The organism is Vibrio sp. ED002, assembly GCF_023277445.1.
Lineage (GTDB): Bacteria > Pseudomonadota > Gammaproteobacteria > Enterobacterales > Vibrionaceae > Vibrio > Vibrio jasicida.
In genome coordinates this window covers 888,918-906,102 of sequence record NZ_CP080238.1, presented here as the reverse complement: position 1 = coordinate 906,102, position 17,185 = coordinate 888,918, and the positions used below count along the sequence as shown (strand labels likewise).

Genomic DNA, 17,185 nt, shown 5'->3' with positions numbered 1-17,185 from the left:
ATTAAAAAGAGGTCGTAAGACCTCTTTTGTTGTTTTTATCCCCACGAAAACATGATATTAATTTCGTCATACTTACTTAGCAGGAGCAATGAGCATCATGGAACAAAATACGGACAACGTATTTAACTTCAGTGCAGGGCCAGCAGGTCTGCCAAAAGCAGTCATGCAGCAAGCACAAAAGGAGCTAATTAATTGGCAAGATCTTGGAACTTCAGTGATGGAAATCAGTCACCGTAGTAAAGAGTTCATCAAGGTTGCGGAAGAAGCAGAGCAAGACCTTCGTGATCTTCTTAATATCCCAAGTAACTACAAAGTACTGTTTTGCCAAGGTGGTGCTCGTGCTCAGTTTGCCGCTGTTCCGCTTAATCTATTAGGTGATGCAGAAACTGCGACTTACATCGATGGTGGCTACTGGGCTGAAAGTGCAGTGGCAGAAGCCAAAAAATACTGTGAACCAGATGTTTTCAACGCGAAGACAGTGATTGATGGTAAAACGGCCGTACTACCTGCAACAGAGTGGAAAATTGCCCCTGACGCAGCGTATGTGCATTTCTGTCCCAACGAGACCATTGATGGTATTGAAATTAATGATCTACCAGTGACCGACAAACCGATTGTTGCGGATATGTCTTCAACGATTCTCTCGCGAGAAATTGACGTATCGAAATACGCTGTGATTTATGCGGGCGCGCAAAAGAACATCGGCCCATCAGGAATCGCGATTGCTATTGTTCGTGATGATCTGCTTGGTCTAGCGAAAGAAGTACTACCAAGCATTTTGGACTACAAAGTGCTGGCAGAAAAAGAGTCTATGTTCAACACACCCCCGACGTTTGCTTGGTATTTATCTGGTCTAGTTTTCAAATGGCTAAAAGCGCAGGGTGGTGTTAAAGCTATTGAACAAGTGAACCGTGAGAAAGCGGCGCTGCTTTATGATTACATCGACCAGTCTGATTTTTACCGTAACGGTGTGCATCCAGAGAACCGCTCTTTAATGAACGTACCATTCCAACTGGCAAAGCCAGAGTTAGACGGAACATTCCTTGAATTAGCGGACGCTAAAGGTCTAAAAGCACTAAAAGGGCACCGCGCGGTTGGCGGTATGCGTGCTTCAATTTATAACGCAATGCCGTTAGAAGGTGTGCAAGCGTTGGTCGACTTTATGCGCAACTTTGAGCAAGAGTATGCTTAATCCAGACCTGTGATATAATCCTCCAAAGCGTCGCAATAGCGGCGCTTTTTACTTTCTACAAGATCGTTTTCTAATGGAATCATTCGCACAGAACCATTGGACGGTTTTGAATAACCAACATTGGTTCGCTATCTTTGTAACACCATCTATTTTCGAGAATTCTAGTGAGAAACCTCTGCTTAACCTTACTGCTTTGCTTCTCTAACCTGACTGTTGCTCAGGAGATCCAAGTATGGAGCGGCATTGAATATTCAACGGTTGCTGAAATCAACGAACGTTTTGAAGAGCAAACAGGAAACACATTGGCGATCAGAGAGTTTGATGTAAACAACATCCGCTCTGAATTGTTATTGGCCAAGCAAACTGGCATTACCATACCGGATGTCATTTGGGTGCCGTCAGACTTCCTTGGGCTGCATGACTACTTTGACTTGGCTAAGATTCCTAGCACTTGGATAGAAGAAAAGAGCATTGAGCCCAAAGCTCTGGAATTGGTAACGGTAGATAATGCCATTTATGGTGTGCCTTTAGGTTTGGGTAACCACCTTGTGTTGTACGTAAACACTAAATTGACCCAAGAGCTCCAACCTACGTGGGAAAAATTGTTGGAAGAGGCTAAGAAGGGGCAATCCTCACTCGCGATGCAATATCCAAACATGTACTTTTTAATGTCGTTTGTACCTATGTTTTCTGAGCATCGCTCAAAACCGGTGACCGATATTGATGTTGGTGCGCTAGCGGCGGCGCTTAGATTTTATGGTGAGTTGCCCCAAGAAGGAGTCGTCAAAGATAACTACTCTCAAGAGCAAGCTCGCCAGCAGTTTATTGAAGGGGAAGTTGCCTATCTTATCGATGGTGATTGGTCTCTGGGCGAGCTAAAACAACATTTTTCTAAAGAACTGAAAATCAGCAGTTTGCCTACCTACAACAATCATCACATGCATTCTTTAAGTGGTGGTAAAGTGTTGGCGTTTAACGAGGAGGCGATGGCCAACCCTGCCAAGCAGAAAGCCATGCGAACCTTGGCGATGATTGTACAAAAACCAGAGTTTATTGAAGATGTGATCATCAACCAAAACTTGATTTCTACTAATCGTTCTATCAATCGCAAGTGGTATGACTCTGACACCACCTATTACAGTGACTTGTATGAAGAGCTAACGCCCGCTTATGCTATGCCGAGTACGGTGGAAATGGCGGTCACATGGGAGGCATTGATTCGTGGCTACAAGCGTTTTAAAGCCGGAATGCCAGCAGAAAGCGCCGCTGAGTTTGTGGTTGAATTTATCCAAAAGCATTCCGAGCATATCCATAAAAGCAGGAAGTCTTCATCATGATCAGTTTGCGTAATATCTTAACGTTGATCGTGGTGCTCGGATCGTTGTTACCTGCTTATTGGGTAGGTACTAGCATGATTGATAAACACCAAGCAGATTTGTTGGTGCAAAAAGAAATCAAGCTAGAGAATACCAATCAAGGTATTCAGAAAACCGTCAAAGAAGACCTTACCTTCATTGCCAATTTAACGCGTTGGTACTCGAAAGATCGCCTGTTAGTTCAGGGGATGGATAACGTTCTTTACTCGAGCATCATTTGGCAAATGATTGAAACCTTTGAAGAGTTGGCGACCAACGTCAGTACTACGTACATCATAGACAAAAACTGGCAGCCGATGTATGAGAGCAACGGGTCAGTTTACCATCTGGAAAACAGTAAGTTATTAGAAAAAATACGCGCAGCAGATGCGGTATACAAACAAGGGAAAATGTTTCATACCACCTATTTTGATGAAGGCTTGGTACTCAAAGGTGGTCAAAGTGGTCTTGTTTTTGTGAGTCCATTGCTGCCATATACTTTGCTGCCTGATTCCGAATATGAACCCCAAGGTTATCTTGTTGTATTAGTGTCGTATCAGGACTTGATTCAGATATCGCAACCGTTCCTTTACGCACAAGAAAGTGTCAACTTTCATTATGGCTCTGTCAGTCAAACGAAGGGTGATGCCTCTCGACATCTAACCAATATTGAAGTGCTGAACAACAACTTTGTTGAACCATTAGAAGTTTCGATGATTCACTCTGTGTCTAACGTGGCACGTAATCAGGAGTTGATGCAGTCTAAGCAACAGCTACTCAATATCATAATCGCAACCTTAGTGGTGACGTTATGTATCGCCGTGGTCGCGAGTCGCTGGCTTACGCGTCCAATTCGAGAGATGGAAATCGTCGTACGCAGTTTTAAAAACAACACTCGCCCAGACTTACGACCAAAACGTTTTCAATTTAAAGAGTTCCGCCAACTGATGAACTTGTTAGATTCGTTGTGGTTACAATTGACCAACCACATGGATGAATTGGAGATTCGTAACCAAGATTTACGGAAAGCTAACCAGCAAGTGCAGGACACCAATGCTCAGCTCGCCAATTTTAACCAAGAGTTGGAGCTCCGAGTTGAAGAGCAAACGGCGGAGTTGCGTGTCAACTTAACGCGAGAAGAAGCCCACCAAGAGAAGTTAATGACTTTAATTAACTTTACCACGAGTCATGCAGGTATTGGTTATCATGCTATCCCAGGAGTGATTAACTCTGGGTTGAATCGTCTGATAACAAGTTCAGATATGCGGTTTAGTTTTAGCTATCCAAAGGGAGGGCAGATCAAAACGATGCGCTCATCCACAGGAACCGTACTTGGTTATTTCGATTATGGTCAGTATGAGATGAATGAAGAAGAACGCATTCTGATCGAACTATTCAAAAAGCAGCTCTACTCTTGGTTGGAACTAGAAGATTTTGCTCGTCGAGACAAGCTTTCACGTTGTCTAAATAGAAAAGCATTCGATGAAGATTATGAGTTCGCTTGCCAGTCGTTGGTAAACGGGCGATGGAAGTCAATAGCGATTATTATCATCGACATTAACGGATTAAAAATGTTGAACGATAACTATGGTCACGACCGTGGTGATTTGTTAATCGCAAAATCAACACAATTGATTAAGTCCGTATTAAAAGAGGAATTCATGCTTTACCGAATCGGTGGTGATGAATTTGCAGTGATTGCGAAAAATATTGATAGCACGGCGCTTGATGCACTAACCCTCTCTCTGGAAGTTGCGCAAGAAGACAAGTGGATAGAACTCTCAGAACATAAGCGTCACCCAGTTAAGTTCTCAGTTGGTGGGGCATCAAGCGAGGGGACCTCTCTTGATAACTTGTTCTCCATGGCAGATGAAGCCATGTATGAGCGTAAGAGAGCGTTCTATGAGAGCACTGAAGACGATTCAAGAAAGACGTAGTTTCGATATACGATGAATACATAAGAAAGCCCTCACTCCTTATAGGAGTGAGGGCTTTCTTTTTCGCCTGTTATTAATGAGGCTGCCTTGTCACTTTAAGTGAAGCGTCAAAGGTTTTGCTACTGCGATAGACTGAATAGGGGAAGCATCATCTAATGGGTAAGAGATACTTGAGCTGATAATACCTGCATTGTACAAGCAATAAACAATGTCTAGTTTGATATTATTCTGCTCCAATTCAATTCCTGTAAATACGGTACCGCAATCGGCGATCTCGGTTAAGTTCAAGGCTTTTTGCAGAGATATTTTAAGTAGGCGATCTTCAGAGTCGTAGCTAAATGATCTGACCGCAAAGTCATCAATGTCGATGACTGATTGATTATCGTCATCGGTATCGAGGAAAATCGGGTTTACTTTATCCCTGTATCGAATTGATAGCGTTCCGTGCAAATCGAATGGATAGCGAATCTTTTTCATGCTTTTCACCTGTGAACAAGTCTGTTTCGCGCGTCAAAGATTGATCATAGTGATTGTATTCTGACTTTGGATAGCATCTATGAAATGAAAAAACCTTAAATTGCTAAGTAATTTTATTTTCATGCACTTACGTGAAAATTATTTAATAAACAAAGATACTATTTGTGCTTTTCACTTGTTTGTAAGAGTGATTGAACTGGTACGTTATAGTAAGTTCTCTAATCAACCTTAAGCATATTAATGAATGCTAAAATGGTATTTGCCTATAAATTTATTTCAATCACAAATATGATGACGACAAATAGTGATATCAACGAACGCGGCGCGAGAAGTAAGTTGCAGCAAAAAGGCAAGAATAGAAACTTTATCGAACGTTAAAGGCTAGTGAATTTTCAAGATCGTTGCTATTCGGAGGAAGGCCAATAACGACGAAGCAAAACGTTGTCGACATTGACCTTAACGTAGCGAAAAATTGATGAGCTGTTTGTTATTCGATGTTTATTATCAGCAAATGCAATGTGGGTGCTCTAGACATGTGTCGCATTCGCGCTCCGTACAGACACCACAGCAAGTTAATAAGTAAAGAAACTCCGGTTGAGTAAATAGCTCACTGGTTTCGATGTACATGACAGCACGCGTATAGCGTTTTGAACCAACTTTAATTGCACCAACAGGATTTTCACTTTCATAGGCTGCAACGCTAAATCCCATTTTTAACATGACATCAACAGAGCTCTTTAAGGTCACGCTCGCATAGTAGTGATGAATATGCGCATTTTGAGCGAGGAAAGTAAACTCAGTGTGCAATTGCCTGCGAAATACTCGTTCGCTTTTCGAATGTTGGCTAATCGCGTAGTAGGAATATGTACCTTTGTCTTTCAATGGTTTCGTTAATCTCAGATCGATGGTATCGATGGGAAGACGATTTCGCTTTGTCCTATCAATTTCGTTTTCTAACGTTGGGTCGCTAAAAAACATACCAATGTTATGACCAACCAGTTTACCTCTTGATAAGTACTTATAAGCGATCGCGCGGCCATCCTTTTGATATTCGACCAGATCGATTGAAGAGAGGTTGTGTTTGATATTGAGCGACTTTAATTGGTCGTGAAAGTTGTTCAAACTATGAATAAAGTCTTGCTCATTATTTTGACTCAGCTCCTCCTCTTCGATGTACTCGTGCTCGACTTGGCGTACACTGTTGTAATCAATGCCAGATATGATTGACATCGCATCCTGATACCGTTGCTTTAGCGACAGCTCGAATTGCTCGACATCTTCTTTTAGCGATAAGTCTAGCCCTAGGCTACATAAGTACGGCAGCAAATTATTCTCGAATGCACGAAGCACTCTTACTCGTCGACTAAGGCTTGGTTGAGTGATGCCTCTTTCCCATCTACTGAAGGTGACGCAATCTATATTTGCTAAATCACCACCTAATAGATTTAGCCTAATCGATGCTTGCTCCTGAGTTAACCCTAACGCGGTTCTTATTGATTTTAGATAACTCCCGAACACCTTACTTTCTCCCATATATCTAAAACATGTCCATAGCTAATTGTTATTCTTCGTTTAAGTTATGTGCATGACATTCCTCTACCGAATAGTTTTAAGGTCATAAACGATATTCGGTTTGCGACCTTTCTTCTAAAATTGATACGGCTGATAGGAGGTTGAAAATGCATTAATATTCATGTCGTATTTATTCATAAATATCATAAGAATCGTATTATGTTTGATATTAAATTGAGAAGGCATTTGTGCTATTGAGCAATGAATAGATGCCTAGTTCTCGCATTTTTTGTCTTAATTTTGGGATGGATAGCCCTGAAATTACAGCATTTTTGAGAATTTAGAGTAAAACTTGATGATGTATTTACAATTATACGTGCTGTAAATTATTTCTTGGTCTTATCTTAAAAGTGAGAAATGTTCATATCAGATAACATATTTCATATGGGTATATTAGATATTTATTTAAGGTTATTTGCCGAACTTAGCCTTATTCGGTTGCCAGTAGAGTCATTATTCTAAATTAATGGCGGCGATGAATCGTCCGACATTAATTTAGATAGTCTTTATGTTTTGGTTAACAACGTTTGCTATGACGTTGATGTTGGTGGAGTAGGTATATCATTGAAGATTGTGCTAACAATATCGATGTATCTATTTTAAGTAAGCATTTGCGATAGGCCGTTTTACCTATCGTTACTGAACCTGATTTATCAGGGCTATCATAGGCCACTTTTTCGGCCCCTAAGCTGACAAGGTATTCCGAGAACTGATTATCAAAAGAGTAATAGTAGAGGCTGGTAATGTTGGATCTTGCAGCAAGATAATCCACTAAGGTTGGGTGAAGCATCATAAAGACTTGCTGGTTTGCGGCGTATCGACTCAGGCAGCAAAGTGCGAGTTCTCTATTTTCAGCATAAGGTTTCGCTAAACTAAACGGTAATGTATATTCCGGTCTAGTAAAGAGTGATTCGAGATCTTCTATTTTGAATAAAAAAGAGATGGAGTGCCCTCTGACTTTATGGCTTTCTTCATCTAGGTAAACGTTGGCGATAACTTTATCTTCTTTATGAAAGCTCAATAAGTCTAAGTCAATCAAACCAGGGTAGTGTGCATCGGCATTGATAAAGAAGTTCTTCAATCGGCTGGCATGATCTGCGGTTTCATTCGAGAACATCGATTCTTCAATGATTTTAGTGTCTTTCTGAGGTTTCAATTCTTCGTATTCAGAAGACATTAGTAGCGCACGTTGCGAGTGAAAACGATCATAGAGAATATCATCTAATATCGTTCCTTCTGATGGGGCTTCTATTGTCAGCAAATACGGCTTGAGATCCAAAGTCAGTTGTCGTAGCACTTTGATTGCTTTTACCGAGTTTGGGGTTGTGGCGTTTCTTTCCCAGCGGCTAATGGTGACAGAGTCAACCGAGGTGAATTCTGGGCTAGATAGATTTAGTTTTGTGGCAAGTTCCCTTTGCGTTAATCCATGTTGAATTCTCAACTGCTTTAGATAATCTCCAAACATAAACTTACCTTGTTTTTATTATTGAAATGAACCAACTAACAATTGCTCGTTACATTATGGTCGTTGAACATTAAGCATAGTGGTTTTTCAGAAGCAGTAATAATTCTGGCCTTGTTAGCCATACCGCACTATCTAATTTGAGCAAGCAACGCATGTATTTTTCATGGCCGATTTTAACGATGCCATGCTTATTGGGTGTGTCGAACGCGACCTTTTCGGCCCCAATGTTGATCATGTAATCGGCTGTTAGCTTATCGACTGCGTAGTAATAAAGATCATGAACATTTGCGTGTCTCGCAAGGTAATCGATCCCTGTTTGATGATCGATCCAGAAGGTGGGCTCATCGGAGCAAAAGTGGGTGAGTGTGCAAATCGCCATTTTTTTGTTTTGAGAATAAGCTTTCGTTTTCTTTATCGGGATTTTCAAGAAAGGGGAGCAAAAGTAATCATTGAGATCTTCTGCATGAAAGAAGAAAGAGAGAGAGTGCCCAAGTAGCTTACCCGAATCTTCATTAATGTATTTTTTCCCGTAGATTTTGTGTTCTATCTGATGTTGGTATAGGTCTAAGTCGAATAGTGCTTCGTTTTCAATACCGATGCTGTTGAGAAAATTCTTCAATCCCTCTTCATATTTCTCTGAACGCGATTCAAATAAGGGGAGCTCTTTTACGTCATCTTCTGCGGTTTCTTTTGATGACTGATAAGAGGAACCCATTAATACATCCCAAGGAGAACGGTATCGATCTTTCAAATAGTTGTTGATTTGGGTCCTGTTTTCTTCAACCTCCAATGAAAGTAAGTACGGACGAAGATCATTGGTCAGTGAGCGTAAGACTTTGACTGCTCTAATCGGGTTAGGTGCTGTGCTATTACGCTCCCAGCGACTCACTGTGACAGAGTCAATAGATACAAATTCTGAGTCGATCAAATTCAGTTTTACCGCAAGCTCCTTTTGCGTAAGGCCCGCCTCGACCCTAAGTTGCTTCAGGTAATCCCCAAACATATAAACCTCATAATAAATTGAATATTATTAAATTCTTACCGGAGTCTACATAAATTGTAGTTGTTATTTTAATGTTAGGTAGTGTTACCGTTAACCATGTCAACAATATGTCTGAGTTTGGTTATATCCTTTTCATACTCTTGTTTTTAAAAGGATATCGCAGCGTCCTGCTATGCGTTTTGTAACAGAGAGATGACTTCTGGACGAGATAGCCAATTGGCACTGTCCACTCGATATAAACAACGTTTGAATGACTGATTTCCAATTTTGACGATGCCATCTTCATCTGGTGTATCGAATGCAACCTTTTCCGCATTTAAACTTTCCATATAATTCACCGACCATTGGTCAATCGCGTAAAAGTAGATGTCATGTATATTGGCATGAGTGGCGACAAATCTCGCCCCTGATGCATTGTTTTCCCAAAACACGGCTTCGTTGGATGAATAACGAGATACCGTGCACATGGCCATGACTCTATTTGAAGAATAACTGCGAGATTGTTGAACTGGTAGTGGAAAATAAGGGGACGAAAAGTATTGCCTTAGCTCGTTGGCATCGAGTAAAAAAGCAATTCTGTGTCCTAATATTTCCTTCGTATTTTTGTCGATGAATTTTCGGGCAAACAATTTTTTGTCTAATTGGTATTGATATAAATCAACATCAAAAAGTGCCTTATTGTCGAGGTCAATATTGCTAAAAAAGTGTTTGAGATTCGCTAAGTAAACGTCTTGAACGCTTTCTAGCAATGGGCATTCTAAGACTTCTCCTGCCGGAGTTGGTACGTCGTAAGATGACGCCATTAAGGTCGCCCATGGCGATTTAAAACGATACTCTGCTATTTCAGCAAGCAGGTTTTTATCTACTTTCGCTGGCAACTGACGCAAAAAAGGCATCAAGTTTGTCGTCAGCACTCTTAAAATTTTTATCGCTTTAATAACCGTGGGGGCGGTCGTTCCTCTTTCCCATCGACTGATAGTCACTGGATCGATGGAGGCAAACTCGGCGCTTGCAAGGTTAAGCTTAGTGGCAAGCTCTTTTTGTGTTAATCCAATCTCTTCCCGCACTTGCTTTAAATAGCCGCCAAACATCAAATACCTCTCTCATTCTGTTTTTATATTAGGTTATTGATTGCTATGTCATTATAGAAGGCGCATAGCAAAGCTCAAGCAATCCCATTTTTCGATGCCTACAGTTGTGCGTTTCGTTGATTTACTCTTTCGGGCTGACAAATACTTTTGAATGGTGTTATGTATGAGTAATTTAACCAAGGAGGATAAATGTAAGCAGGTCTTTGCTGATATTAGTAAGGGAGCATTCTATCCAATCTTTCAACCGATCTATGGTATGCGGCAAGATCTCCTTCTCGGAGCAGAAGTGTTAACGCGATGGAATACGCCTCGTTGTATTGAGTCTTCATTTCGTTGTATCGAAGAGGAGGGGTACGCAAACCAATTTACCAAGCGTTTATTTCAAAAACTTACCAAGCAATTGAAAATGTTGCCGAGCTCTATCCGATTTATTTCGGTCAATATTCCGCCTTCATATCTTGCGAGCGCTTCATTTTTGACAGAAGTCTTACCTCTATTACAGTCTTGCAACCGAGTTGGAATGAATCTCTGGCTAGAGATTACCGAGAAAAGCCAATATCCAACGGAAGTTGCTGATCAAAATATGTTTCAAATGAACAGAAAGGTTTGCCAGCGTTTGGGTATCAAAATTGCCTTGGATGATTTTGGGAGTGCGAATCACAGAGATGAAGCCATCATTCGTTATGTTGAGCCCGATATTGTCAAAATGGATCGCAGCTTATTAACCATGAGGAGAGAGCAGTATGCGACATTTTGGCAGTGTTTAAGCCTTTGGAAGCAAAAGTACCAATTTGACCTTGTTGCAGAAGGAATAGAGACTCCGGACGACTTGAATTTTGTACGACGTTTGTGTGTGGATTATGCACAAGGTTACTATTTACACCGACCTACACTACACAGCGATCTTGACGACAATTTGTCATTCGACACATTGGCACAAAGCCAACGGTTACTCAAAAGAGCGTAGCTCGCTATTCCCCATTTACTTGTTGATTCAACCAGCCAACGAAGAGCGCTAATTTAGGTGAGTGCTTCTCGTTAGCCGTAACGACATAATATTTCTGTTTGCATTGCAGAGTTTGGTTTTTAAAAGGGGTGATCAGTTCGCCGGATTTAAGTCGTTTTTCCACCAGCGACAGTCGACCGATAGCAACGCCTGCATTGTGCATTGCGGCACTAACGGCCAAATCGGAACGGTCGAATGAAATGCTTGGAATATCGTCAATGCCTGTTATGCCTTGTTGCTTTGCCCACAGCGCCCATTCATCGTGATGAGAGTTGTAGCCCCATGCTTGGTTGTCGTGAAGTAGGGTGGTGTTAACCAAATTCGCCGGTTTTTCAAACAGATTAAATTGTTCTGCATATGTTTGAGTGCAGACCGGGATTATCTCTTCGCTCATCAATTCTTTCGACCACAACTTTTCTGGCATTTGCTCATCGAAATAGATCGCAGCATCGATGCCATAGCCTTGGAAATTGACGTTCTCATTGCCAGTAAGAATATTCAGCTCGATGGAAGGGTGTTTTTGCTTAAATAGGTACAACCTAGGCACAAGCCAACATTGGGCAAAAGAAGGGCGAGAGTAAATCGTCAGCTCTCCGGAGACTTCGCCATTTCTGACTTCCATTACCTCTTGATTTAACTCGTTGAGTGTTCTGTTCAAGGCGAGATAAATACGTTCACCTTCTTCTGTGAGCGTGATTTTGCGGTGAGAGCGGGTAAACAAGGCAATGCCAAGCTCTTCTTCAAGCTTGTTGATACGGTGAGAGATGGCGCTGGGCGTCATGGAGAGTTCTTCTGCCGCAAGAGAAAATGAACTGTGTCGTGCTGCCACTTCAAAAGTATGAAGCTTGGAAAGTTGAAAGCTATTGATGCGTTGGTTCTTGGCGAAAATATTGTCTCTGGTGTACATGTGCGTCAACGAGTAGAACTTGATAAAACACATAATAACGGCGTTGTTATAGTTAGGCTCACCTATTGGTTGTAAAATTCACTAAACGTCGTATAAATCACGCTTTTGTTTAGATTCACTTCATCTAAAGGTGAGTTTTGATCGTTTGTCAGTTAAAGCATAGGTTTGCTTTAATAGTGCTCATAGACAGTAATTTGCAGCTAGGAAAAAATGACAACCCAAAATATATGTGCGCTTATAACCAAGTTCCCGTTAGTTAAATGGCTGATCGATTTAGAAGAGGTGGTTTGGTTCAACCCAAATATCACGACACTTGAAGAAGGTCTGCCGTTCGTTGGTTTAGGTGCTGCCAACATTAAAGACGCGAGTGAACGACTAAAACGCTTTGCTCCATACTTAGTGAAAGCTTTCCCAGAAACGGCGGCTTCTAACGGAATTATTGAATCGAACGTTGTTGAAATCGACAAGATGAAGTCGTGTTTGGAAACGCAATACGGCACTCAAATTCTTGGACGTTTGATGCTTAAAAAAGACAGTCATCTGCCTATTTCAGGTTCAATAAAGGCGCGTGGTGGCATCTATGAAGTGCTAACACACGCAGAGAAGTTGGCGATTGAAGCTGGGCTTCTAAGTGAAACTGATGACTACAGCAAATTGTTCAGTGAAGAGTTTCGTCAGTTTTTTCAGCAGTACAGCATTGCCGTAGGTTCGACAGGGAATCTAGGTATGTCTATCGGCATCATGAGTGCAAAACTCGGTTTTTCTGTGTCGGTTCATATGTCGGCAGATGCGAGAGAGTGGAAGAAGGACAAACTGCGCTCTCACGGCGTGAATGTAGTGGAATACGAGCAAGACTACGGTGTTGCTGTAGAGCAGGGACGCAAAGAAGCGGAGAAAGATCCAACTTGCTTTTTTATTGATGATGAAAACTCTCAAACCTTGTTCTTAGGTTATTCCGTTGCAGGTGAACGCTTAAAGCAGCAGTTTGATGAGATGGGTATTGTCGTTGACTCGAACCACCCGTTGTTTGTTTATCTACCATGTGGGGTAGGCGGAGGCCCTGGTGGTGTGGCGTTCGGCTTGAAGATGGCTTTTGGTGACCATGTACATTGTATCTTCGCGGAGCCGACACACTCTCCGTGTATGCTGCTTGGTGTGCACACCGGCTTGCATGATGATATTGCAGTACAAGATCTTGGCATTGATAACATAACTGCTGCTGACGGTTTAGCGGTAGGTCGTGCTTCTGGTTTTGTTGGCCGTGCGATGGAAAGACTGCTTGATGGTTACTACACCATGACGGATGAACGCATGTATCACCATCTAGGCGAGTTAAGTGAGCTGGAAGATATTCGTTTAGAACCATCAGCGTTAGCGGGCATGATTGGTGCGGTGCATGTTTCTAACGACAAAGCTTACCAAGCGCGAATGCAGTTTACTGAAGAGAAATTAAACAACGCGACTCACTTAGTTTGGGCGACCGGTGGCGGCATGGTACCGGAAGAGGAAATGTCGGCTTATCTGGCCAAGTCAGGTCGTTAACGAATTTTGCACTTGTTATGGGAACAGCGAGAGCAAAAGAAAAGGGCTCATCAATTGATGAGCCCTTTGTCTATTTGAATCCCGGTATTACAGAGATTGTAATAGCTGGTGGTAACGACCTTTTTCTGCAAGCAGTGCTTGGTGGCTACCTTGTTCGATGATTTCGCCTTGTTCCATCAAACAGATGTTGTCCATGCTTTCCAACTCAATCAAACGGTGAGTAATGAATACCACCGTTTTATTGGTGAAGTGTTGCTTGAACAATTCCATCACTGTTTGTTCAGTGCGCTTGTCTAGACCTTCAGTTGGCTCATCAAGCAGTAGGATAGGAGCGTCACGCAATAGCGCGCGAGCAATACCGATACGACGCTTCTCACCACCAGACAGCTGACGACCGCCGTCACCTAGCCAAGCATCCAGCCCTGGTTCGTCTAACAGATTCGCCAAGTCTACTTTAGTCAGAATATCAGCCAGCTGTTCATCCGTTGCTTCTGGAGCCGCAAGCAATAGGTTGTCACGCAATGTGCCATTAAGCACATCAACACGTTGGCTAACTACTGTGATCGCAGCGCGCAAATCGGATTCGCTCCAATCTTGTAGAGGCGCGCCACCAATGCTCACTTGACCTTGGTTTACATCCCAGTAGCGACAAAGCAATTGAATAAGCGTCGATTTACCTGAACCGGTTTGGCCAACAATCGCCGTTTTTGAGCCTTGTGGCAGTGACAGTGTCAGGTCTTTCAGCACTTTTTGCTGGCCATCAGGGTAGGTGAAATCAACCTTGTCGAACTCAATATTTAACGGCTTATCACCTTCACGCTTCGATGTTTCTGGGAAGACAACGTCTGGCTCAGCTAGCGTGATTTCGTTTAATCGACGTGCTGAAGTCAGTGTTTGACCTAGATATTGGAAAGCACCAGCAATTGGCATCAGAATTTCAAAGCTCGCCATGGTTGCAAACGCGAACAGTGCAATCCAAGGGTCTGGTGCACGACCGCCAACGCCATCCGCAGCAAACCAAAGCATTGCAACAAGGGTCAAGCCGTTGGCGAGCATCAACAAGCCAGACGCCATGCCAGTGAGGTTTGCGTTAACAAATTGGTTGGAGAGCAGCTGTTTTTGCTTTTCTAGAATCACGTTACGGTAACGCTCTTCTGCACCAAACAGGCTCAGTTCGCTGTAACCTTGCAGCCAGTCCAGTGTTGCTACGCGCAGTTGTGCTTTGTTTTGAGTCAGGTGTTCGCCGTTATGTTTGCCCAGTTTATAGAACAATACTGGCCACACCAACAGCATTACCGTTAGGATACCGCCAAGCAGTAGCGCAAGGTGCCAGTCAAAGAAGGCAAGTACCGCGGTTAGCGACAAGATACCGAAGATGCCAACAATCACAGGGCTGACAAGACGCAAGTACACATGGTCCATCGCGTCTACGTCTGCCACTAGACGGTTTAGCAGATCCGCATCACGCAGAGTCGAAACGCGACCAGGGATCAGAGGCGCAAGCTTCTTGAAGAAGAAGATACGCAGATCCGTCAGTAGCTTGAATGTTGCATTGTGGCTAACTACACGCTCGCCCCAACGGCCCGCAGTTCGAGCCATCGCAGCGCCACGAACACCTGCGCCAGGCAGCATGTAGTTAAAGGTTTCACGAGCAATGGTCAAACCTGCTACAGCGGCCGCAGAGATAAACCAGCCGGACAGCGTTAATAGACCAACAGAAGCTGCCAGTGTTAGAAATGCTAGAAGCATACCGAGTGACAAACCAAACCAGTGCTTTTTATACAGTTTTAGATAAGGGAGTAAATCACGCATCTAAGTTCCCCTTGTCTGATTCACGTTGAGCTAGGTTGGCAGTCAACATTTCTTTAAATAAACCATCTTGCGATGCCAGCGTTGCGTAATCGCCACGTTGAACGATTTGACCCTCTTGCATAACCAGAATCTGGGAGACATTCTGCAGCGGCGCGAGTTGGTGAGTGATCATCAAGTTAGTGGTGGACTCAGTGTATTTACCGATGCCTTCCATAACCAATTTCTCGCTTCGAGCATCCAAACTTGCAGTTGGTTCATCAAGTAGCCAGAAACGGCCGTTTTGTAACATCGCACGAGCAAGAGCAAGGCGCTGTGCCTGACCAACAGACAAACCGCCAGAGCGATCTGAGATTTGGTAATCCAGACCGTGCATTTCAACAAATTCTGCAGCGTGGGAGTCACTCAGTACAGAGTGGACTTGCTGGTCTTGAATATCCTGCTTGCCTAGAGTGACGTTGTCACGAATGCTGCCATGCAAAAGCATTGGGTTTTGACCAATCCAACTGATGGTTTCGCGCCATGTCGCCAAATCCAACTCGGAAAGTTCACAGCCGTTAATCTTTAAGCTGCCTTTGTATGGCATAAAACCAAGGATGGTATTTACTAAGCTGGTTTTACCTGCACCACTTGGGCCAACCAGTGCGGTGCTTTGGTTCGCTTCTAGCGAGAAGGATAGGGGACCAGCAAGTTGTTTACCTTCAGGGCTGAAGATAACAAGGTCTTGAGCTTCGATATGAATCGCTGCGTTTTGTTCTACGGCCTTGTTACCGTCTTTTACTTGGTCTACGTCTAGCTCTAGAAATTCAACAATGCTTTCTGCTGCGCCAACTGCTTGTTGCTTGGCATGGTAGAAGGTACCAAGGTCACGCAGTGGCTGATAGAACTCAGGCGCAAGGATCAGAATAAATAGACCAGCAAACAGCGTTACACCTGTGCCGTAGTAACCGAAGTTGAGCTCTCCGATATAACTAAAGCCAAAGTAAACCGCCGTAATCGCAATTGAGATAGAGGTGAAGAACTCAAGAACCGCTGAAGATAGGAATGCAATCTTCAATACGTCCATTGTACGAGTACGGAAAACTTCAGATGCACCTTTTAATGTCTCGGTTTCTGATTGAGTACGATCGAACAAACGGATGGTTGTCATTGCTTGCAAACGGTCATAAAAGTGACCAGATAAGCGTTGCAGCGCTTTGAAGTTCTTACGGTTTGCGTCAGCGGCTTTCATACCCACCAACGCCATAAACATTGGAACCAATGGTGCAGTAATCAGGAAAATTAAACCAGCTGCCCAGTTAATTGGGAAAACCACCACTAGGATGATGAAAGGCACCAAAACAGACAACGACATTTGTGGAAGGTAGCGAGAGAAGAAATCTTGCATGTCTTCTACTTGCTCTAGGATCAACGTTGCCCAACTACCTGCTGGCTTACCTTTGATATAAGCAGGACCAAGTTGGTGAACTTTATCGAGAATCAGTTGGCGGATGTAAACGCGGATCTGTTCGCCGCAACGATATCCAGCGATTTCGCGTCCCCAAGTACAAGCTGCGCGACCGATAACAGTGACACCAAGTCCGACGAAGTACCAAACGAGTTCGGATTTGTCGACTTGTTCAATAATGAGTTGGTGGAGAATGGAGGCGAGCAGGGCTGCTTGAGCCAATAAAAACACGCTTGATAGTACGCCTAGGCCTATCGCAACCATCAGCCAGCGCTTGGCCAACTTACTCTGTTGCTTAAGCCACTTATTCAAGCTGCTTTGCTTTTTCTTATCCATCGTGAAGGCTTAATGATAATTGTTTTAATGAGGCGGTAGTATACAA

13 protein-coding genes are annotated in these 17,185 nt (G+C 43.1%); 5 read left to right on the top strand and 8 right to left on the bottom strand.

All coding sequences use genetic code 11. The features are described 5' to 3' along the window. Nucleotides 1-97 precede the first annotated feature (97 nt). The 3 genes from serC to ITG12_RS04270 all read left to right on the top strand — a co-directional run bounded on the left by serC (nucleotide 98) and on the right by ITG12_RS04270 (nucleotide 4,484). Entirely contained in the window at nucleotides 98-1,192 is a 1,095-nt protein-coding gene (serC, locus tag ITG12_RS04280; protein ID WP_039974466.1) for a 3-phosphoserine/phosphohydroxythreonine transaminase, read from the top strand. A gap of 164 nt (nucleotides 1,193-1,356) precedes the next feature. Further along, entirely contained in the window at nucleotides 1,357-2,529 is a 1,173-nt protein-coding gene (locus ITG12_RS04275) for an extracellular solute-binding protein (protein WP_248873729.1), read from the top strand. Then, entirely contained in the window at nucleotides 2,526-4,484 is a 1,959-nt protein-coding gene (locus ITG12_RS04270) for a diguanylate cyclase (RefSeq protein WP_248873727.1), read from the top strand. The genes ITG12_RS04275 and ITG12_RS04270 overlap by 4 nt, the downstream gene beginning before the upstream one ends. Nucleotides 4,485-4,574: 90 nt before the next feature. Here the strand turns inward: ITG12_RS04270 and ITG12_RS04265 are convergent, their stop codons facing one another. From ITG12_RS04265 to ITG12_RS04245, 5 genes are all read right to left on the bottom strand, one after another. Beyond that, the gene (locus ITG12_RS04265) at nucleotides 4,575-4,961 is read right to left on the bottom strand and encodes a hypothetical protein (protein ID WP_038868696.1); all 387 of its coding nucleotides are present in this window, start codon (nucleotides 4,959-4,961) and stop codon (nucleotides 4,575-4,577) included. A gap of 504 nt (nucleotides 4,962-5,465) precedes the next feature. Further along, the gene (locus tag ITG12_RS04260) at nucleotides 5,466-6,479 is read right to left on the bottom strand and encodes a transcriptional regulator (RefSeq protein ID WP_038868752.1); all 1,014 of its coding nucleotides are present in this window, start codon (nucleotides 6,477-6,479) and stop codon (nucleotides 5,466-5,468) included. Nucleotides 6,480-7,050: 571 nt separating this feature from the next. Continuing rightward, the gene (locus ITG12_RS04255; RefSeq protein WP_248873725.1) at nucleotides 7,051-7,998 is read right to left on the bottom strand and encodes a helix-turn-helix transcriptional regulator; all 948 of its coding nucleotides are present in this window, start codon (nucleotides 7,996-7,998) and stop codon (nucleotides 7,051-7,053) included. Nucleotides 7,999-8,068: 70 nt separating this feature from the next. After that, nucleotides 8,069-9,001 (bottom strand): helix-turn-helix transcriptional regulator, encoded by a 933-nt coding sequence (locus tag ITG12_RS04250; protein WP_038868694.1) that lies wholly within the window; start codon nucleotides 8,999-9,001, stop codon nucleotides 8,069-8,071. Between the two features lie 170 nt (nucleotides 9,002-9,171). Continuing rightward, complete coding sequence (locus ITG12_RS04245; protein ID WP_042601786.1) at nucleotides 9,172-10,092, bottom strand: helix-turn-helix transcriptional regulator; 921 nt, start codon at nucleotides 10,090-10,092, stop codon at nucleotides 9,172-9,174. Between the two features lie 163 nt (nucleotides 10,093-10,255). Here ITG12_RS04245 and ITG12_RS04240 point away from each other — a divergent pair, with 163 nt between their 5' ends. Next, nucleotides 10,256-11,059 carry an EAL domain-containing protein gene (locus ITG12_RS04240; protein ID WP_248873722.1) on the top strand — a complete coding sequence of 268 codons (804 nt, stop codon included), beginning with the start codon at nucleotides 10,256-10,258 and terminating at the stop codon, nucleotides 11,057-11,059. A 4-nt stretch (nucleotides 11,060-11,063) separates the two neighbouring features. Here ITG12_RS04240 and dsdC read toward each other — a convergent pair whose 3' ends face one another. Continuing rightward, entirely contained in the window at nucleotides 11,064-12,005 is a 942-nt protein-coding gene (gene dsdC / locus ITG12_RS04235; RefSeq protein WP_248873946.1) for a DNA-binding transcriptional regulator DsdC, read from the bottom strand. 210 nt (nucleotides 12,006-12,215) lie between these two features. On the opposite strand from dsdC, the gene dsdA reads away from it, so the two are divergent. Further along, on the top strand, nucleotides 12,216-13,547 hold the full coding sequence (gene dsdA, locus ITG12_RS04230) for a D-serine ammonia-lyase (RefSeq protein WP_248873720.1): 1,332 nt from the start codon (nucleotides 12,216-12,218) through the stop codon (nucleotides 13,545-13,547). An 87-nt stretch (nucleotides 13,548-13,634) separates the two neighbouring features. Here dsdA and cydC read toward each other — a convergent pair whose 3' ends face one another. Further along, nucleotides 13,635-15,359 carry a cysteine/glutathione ABC transporter ATP-binding protein/permease CydC gene (cydC, locus tag ITG12_RS04225; RefSeq protein WP_038868690.1) on the bottom strand — a complete coding sequence of 575 codons (1,725 nt, stop codon included), beginning with the start codon at nucleotides 15,357-15,359 and terminating at the stop codon, nucleotides 13,635-13,637. Beyond that, complete coding sequence (gene cydD, locus ITG12_RS04220; RefSeq protein ID WP_104029993.1) at nucleotides 15,352-17,139, bottom strand: cysteine/glutathione ABC transporter permease/ATP-binding protein CydD; 1,788 nt, start codon at nucleotides 17,137-17,139, stop codon at nucleotides 15,352-15,354. Before cydD ends, cydC begins: the two co-directional genes overlap by 8 nt. Nucleotides 17,140-17,185 lie beyond the last annotated feature (46 nt).

Coding starts and splice junctions, on each gene's coding strand:
- serC (WP_039974466.1), top strand. CDS start 98: ATGGAACAAAATACGGACAACGTATTTAACTTCAGTGCAGGGCCAGCA.
- ITG12_RS04270 (WP_248873727.1), top strand. CDS start 2,526: ATGATCAGTTTGCGTAATATCTTAACGTTGATCGTGGTGCTCGGATCG.
- ITG12_RS04265 (WP_038868696.1), bottom strand. CDS start 4,961: ATGAAAAAGATTCGCTATCCATTCGATTTGCACGGAACGCTATCAATT.
- ITG12_RS04255 (WP_248873725.1), bottom strand. CDS start 7,998: ATGTTTGGAGATTATCTAAAGCAGTTGAGAATTCAACATGGATTAACG.
- ITG12_RS04250 (WP_038868694.1), bottom strand. CDS start 9,001: ATGTTTGGGGATTACCTGAAGCAACTTAGGGTCGAGGCGGGCCTTACG.
- ITG12_RS04245 (WP_042601786.1), bottom strand. CDS start 10,092: ATGTTTGGCGGCTATTTAAAGCAAGTGCGGGAAGAGATTGGATTAACA.
- ITG12_RS04240 (WP_248873722.1), top strand. CDS start 10,256: ATGAGTAATTTAACCAAGGAGGATAAATGTAAGCAGGTCTTTGCTGAT.
- dsdC (WP_248873946.1), bottom strand. CDS start 12,005: ATGTACACCAGAGACAATATTTTCGCCAAGAACCAACGCATCAATAGC.
- dsdA (WP_248873720.1), top strand. CDS start 12,216: ATGACAACCCAAAATATATGTGCGCTTATAACCAAGTTCCCGTTAGTT.
- cydC (WP_038868690.1), bottom strand. CDS start 15,359: ATGCGTGATTTACTCCCTTATCTAAAACTGTATAAAAAGCACTGGTTT.
- cydD (WP_104029993.1), bottom strand. CDS start 17,139: ATGGATAAGAAAAAGCAAAGCAGCTTGAATAAGTGGCTTAAGCAACAG.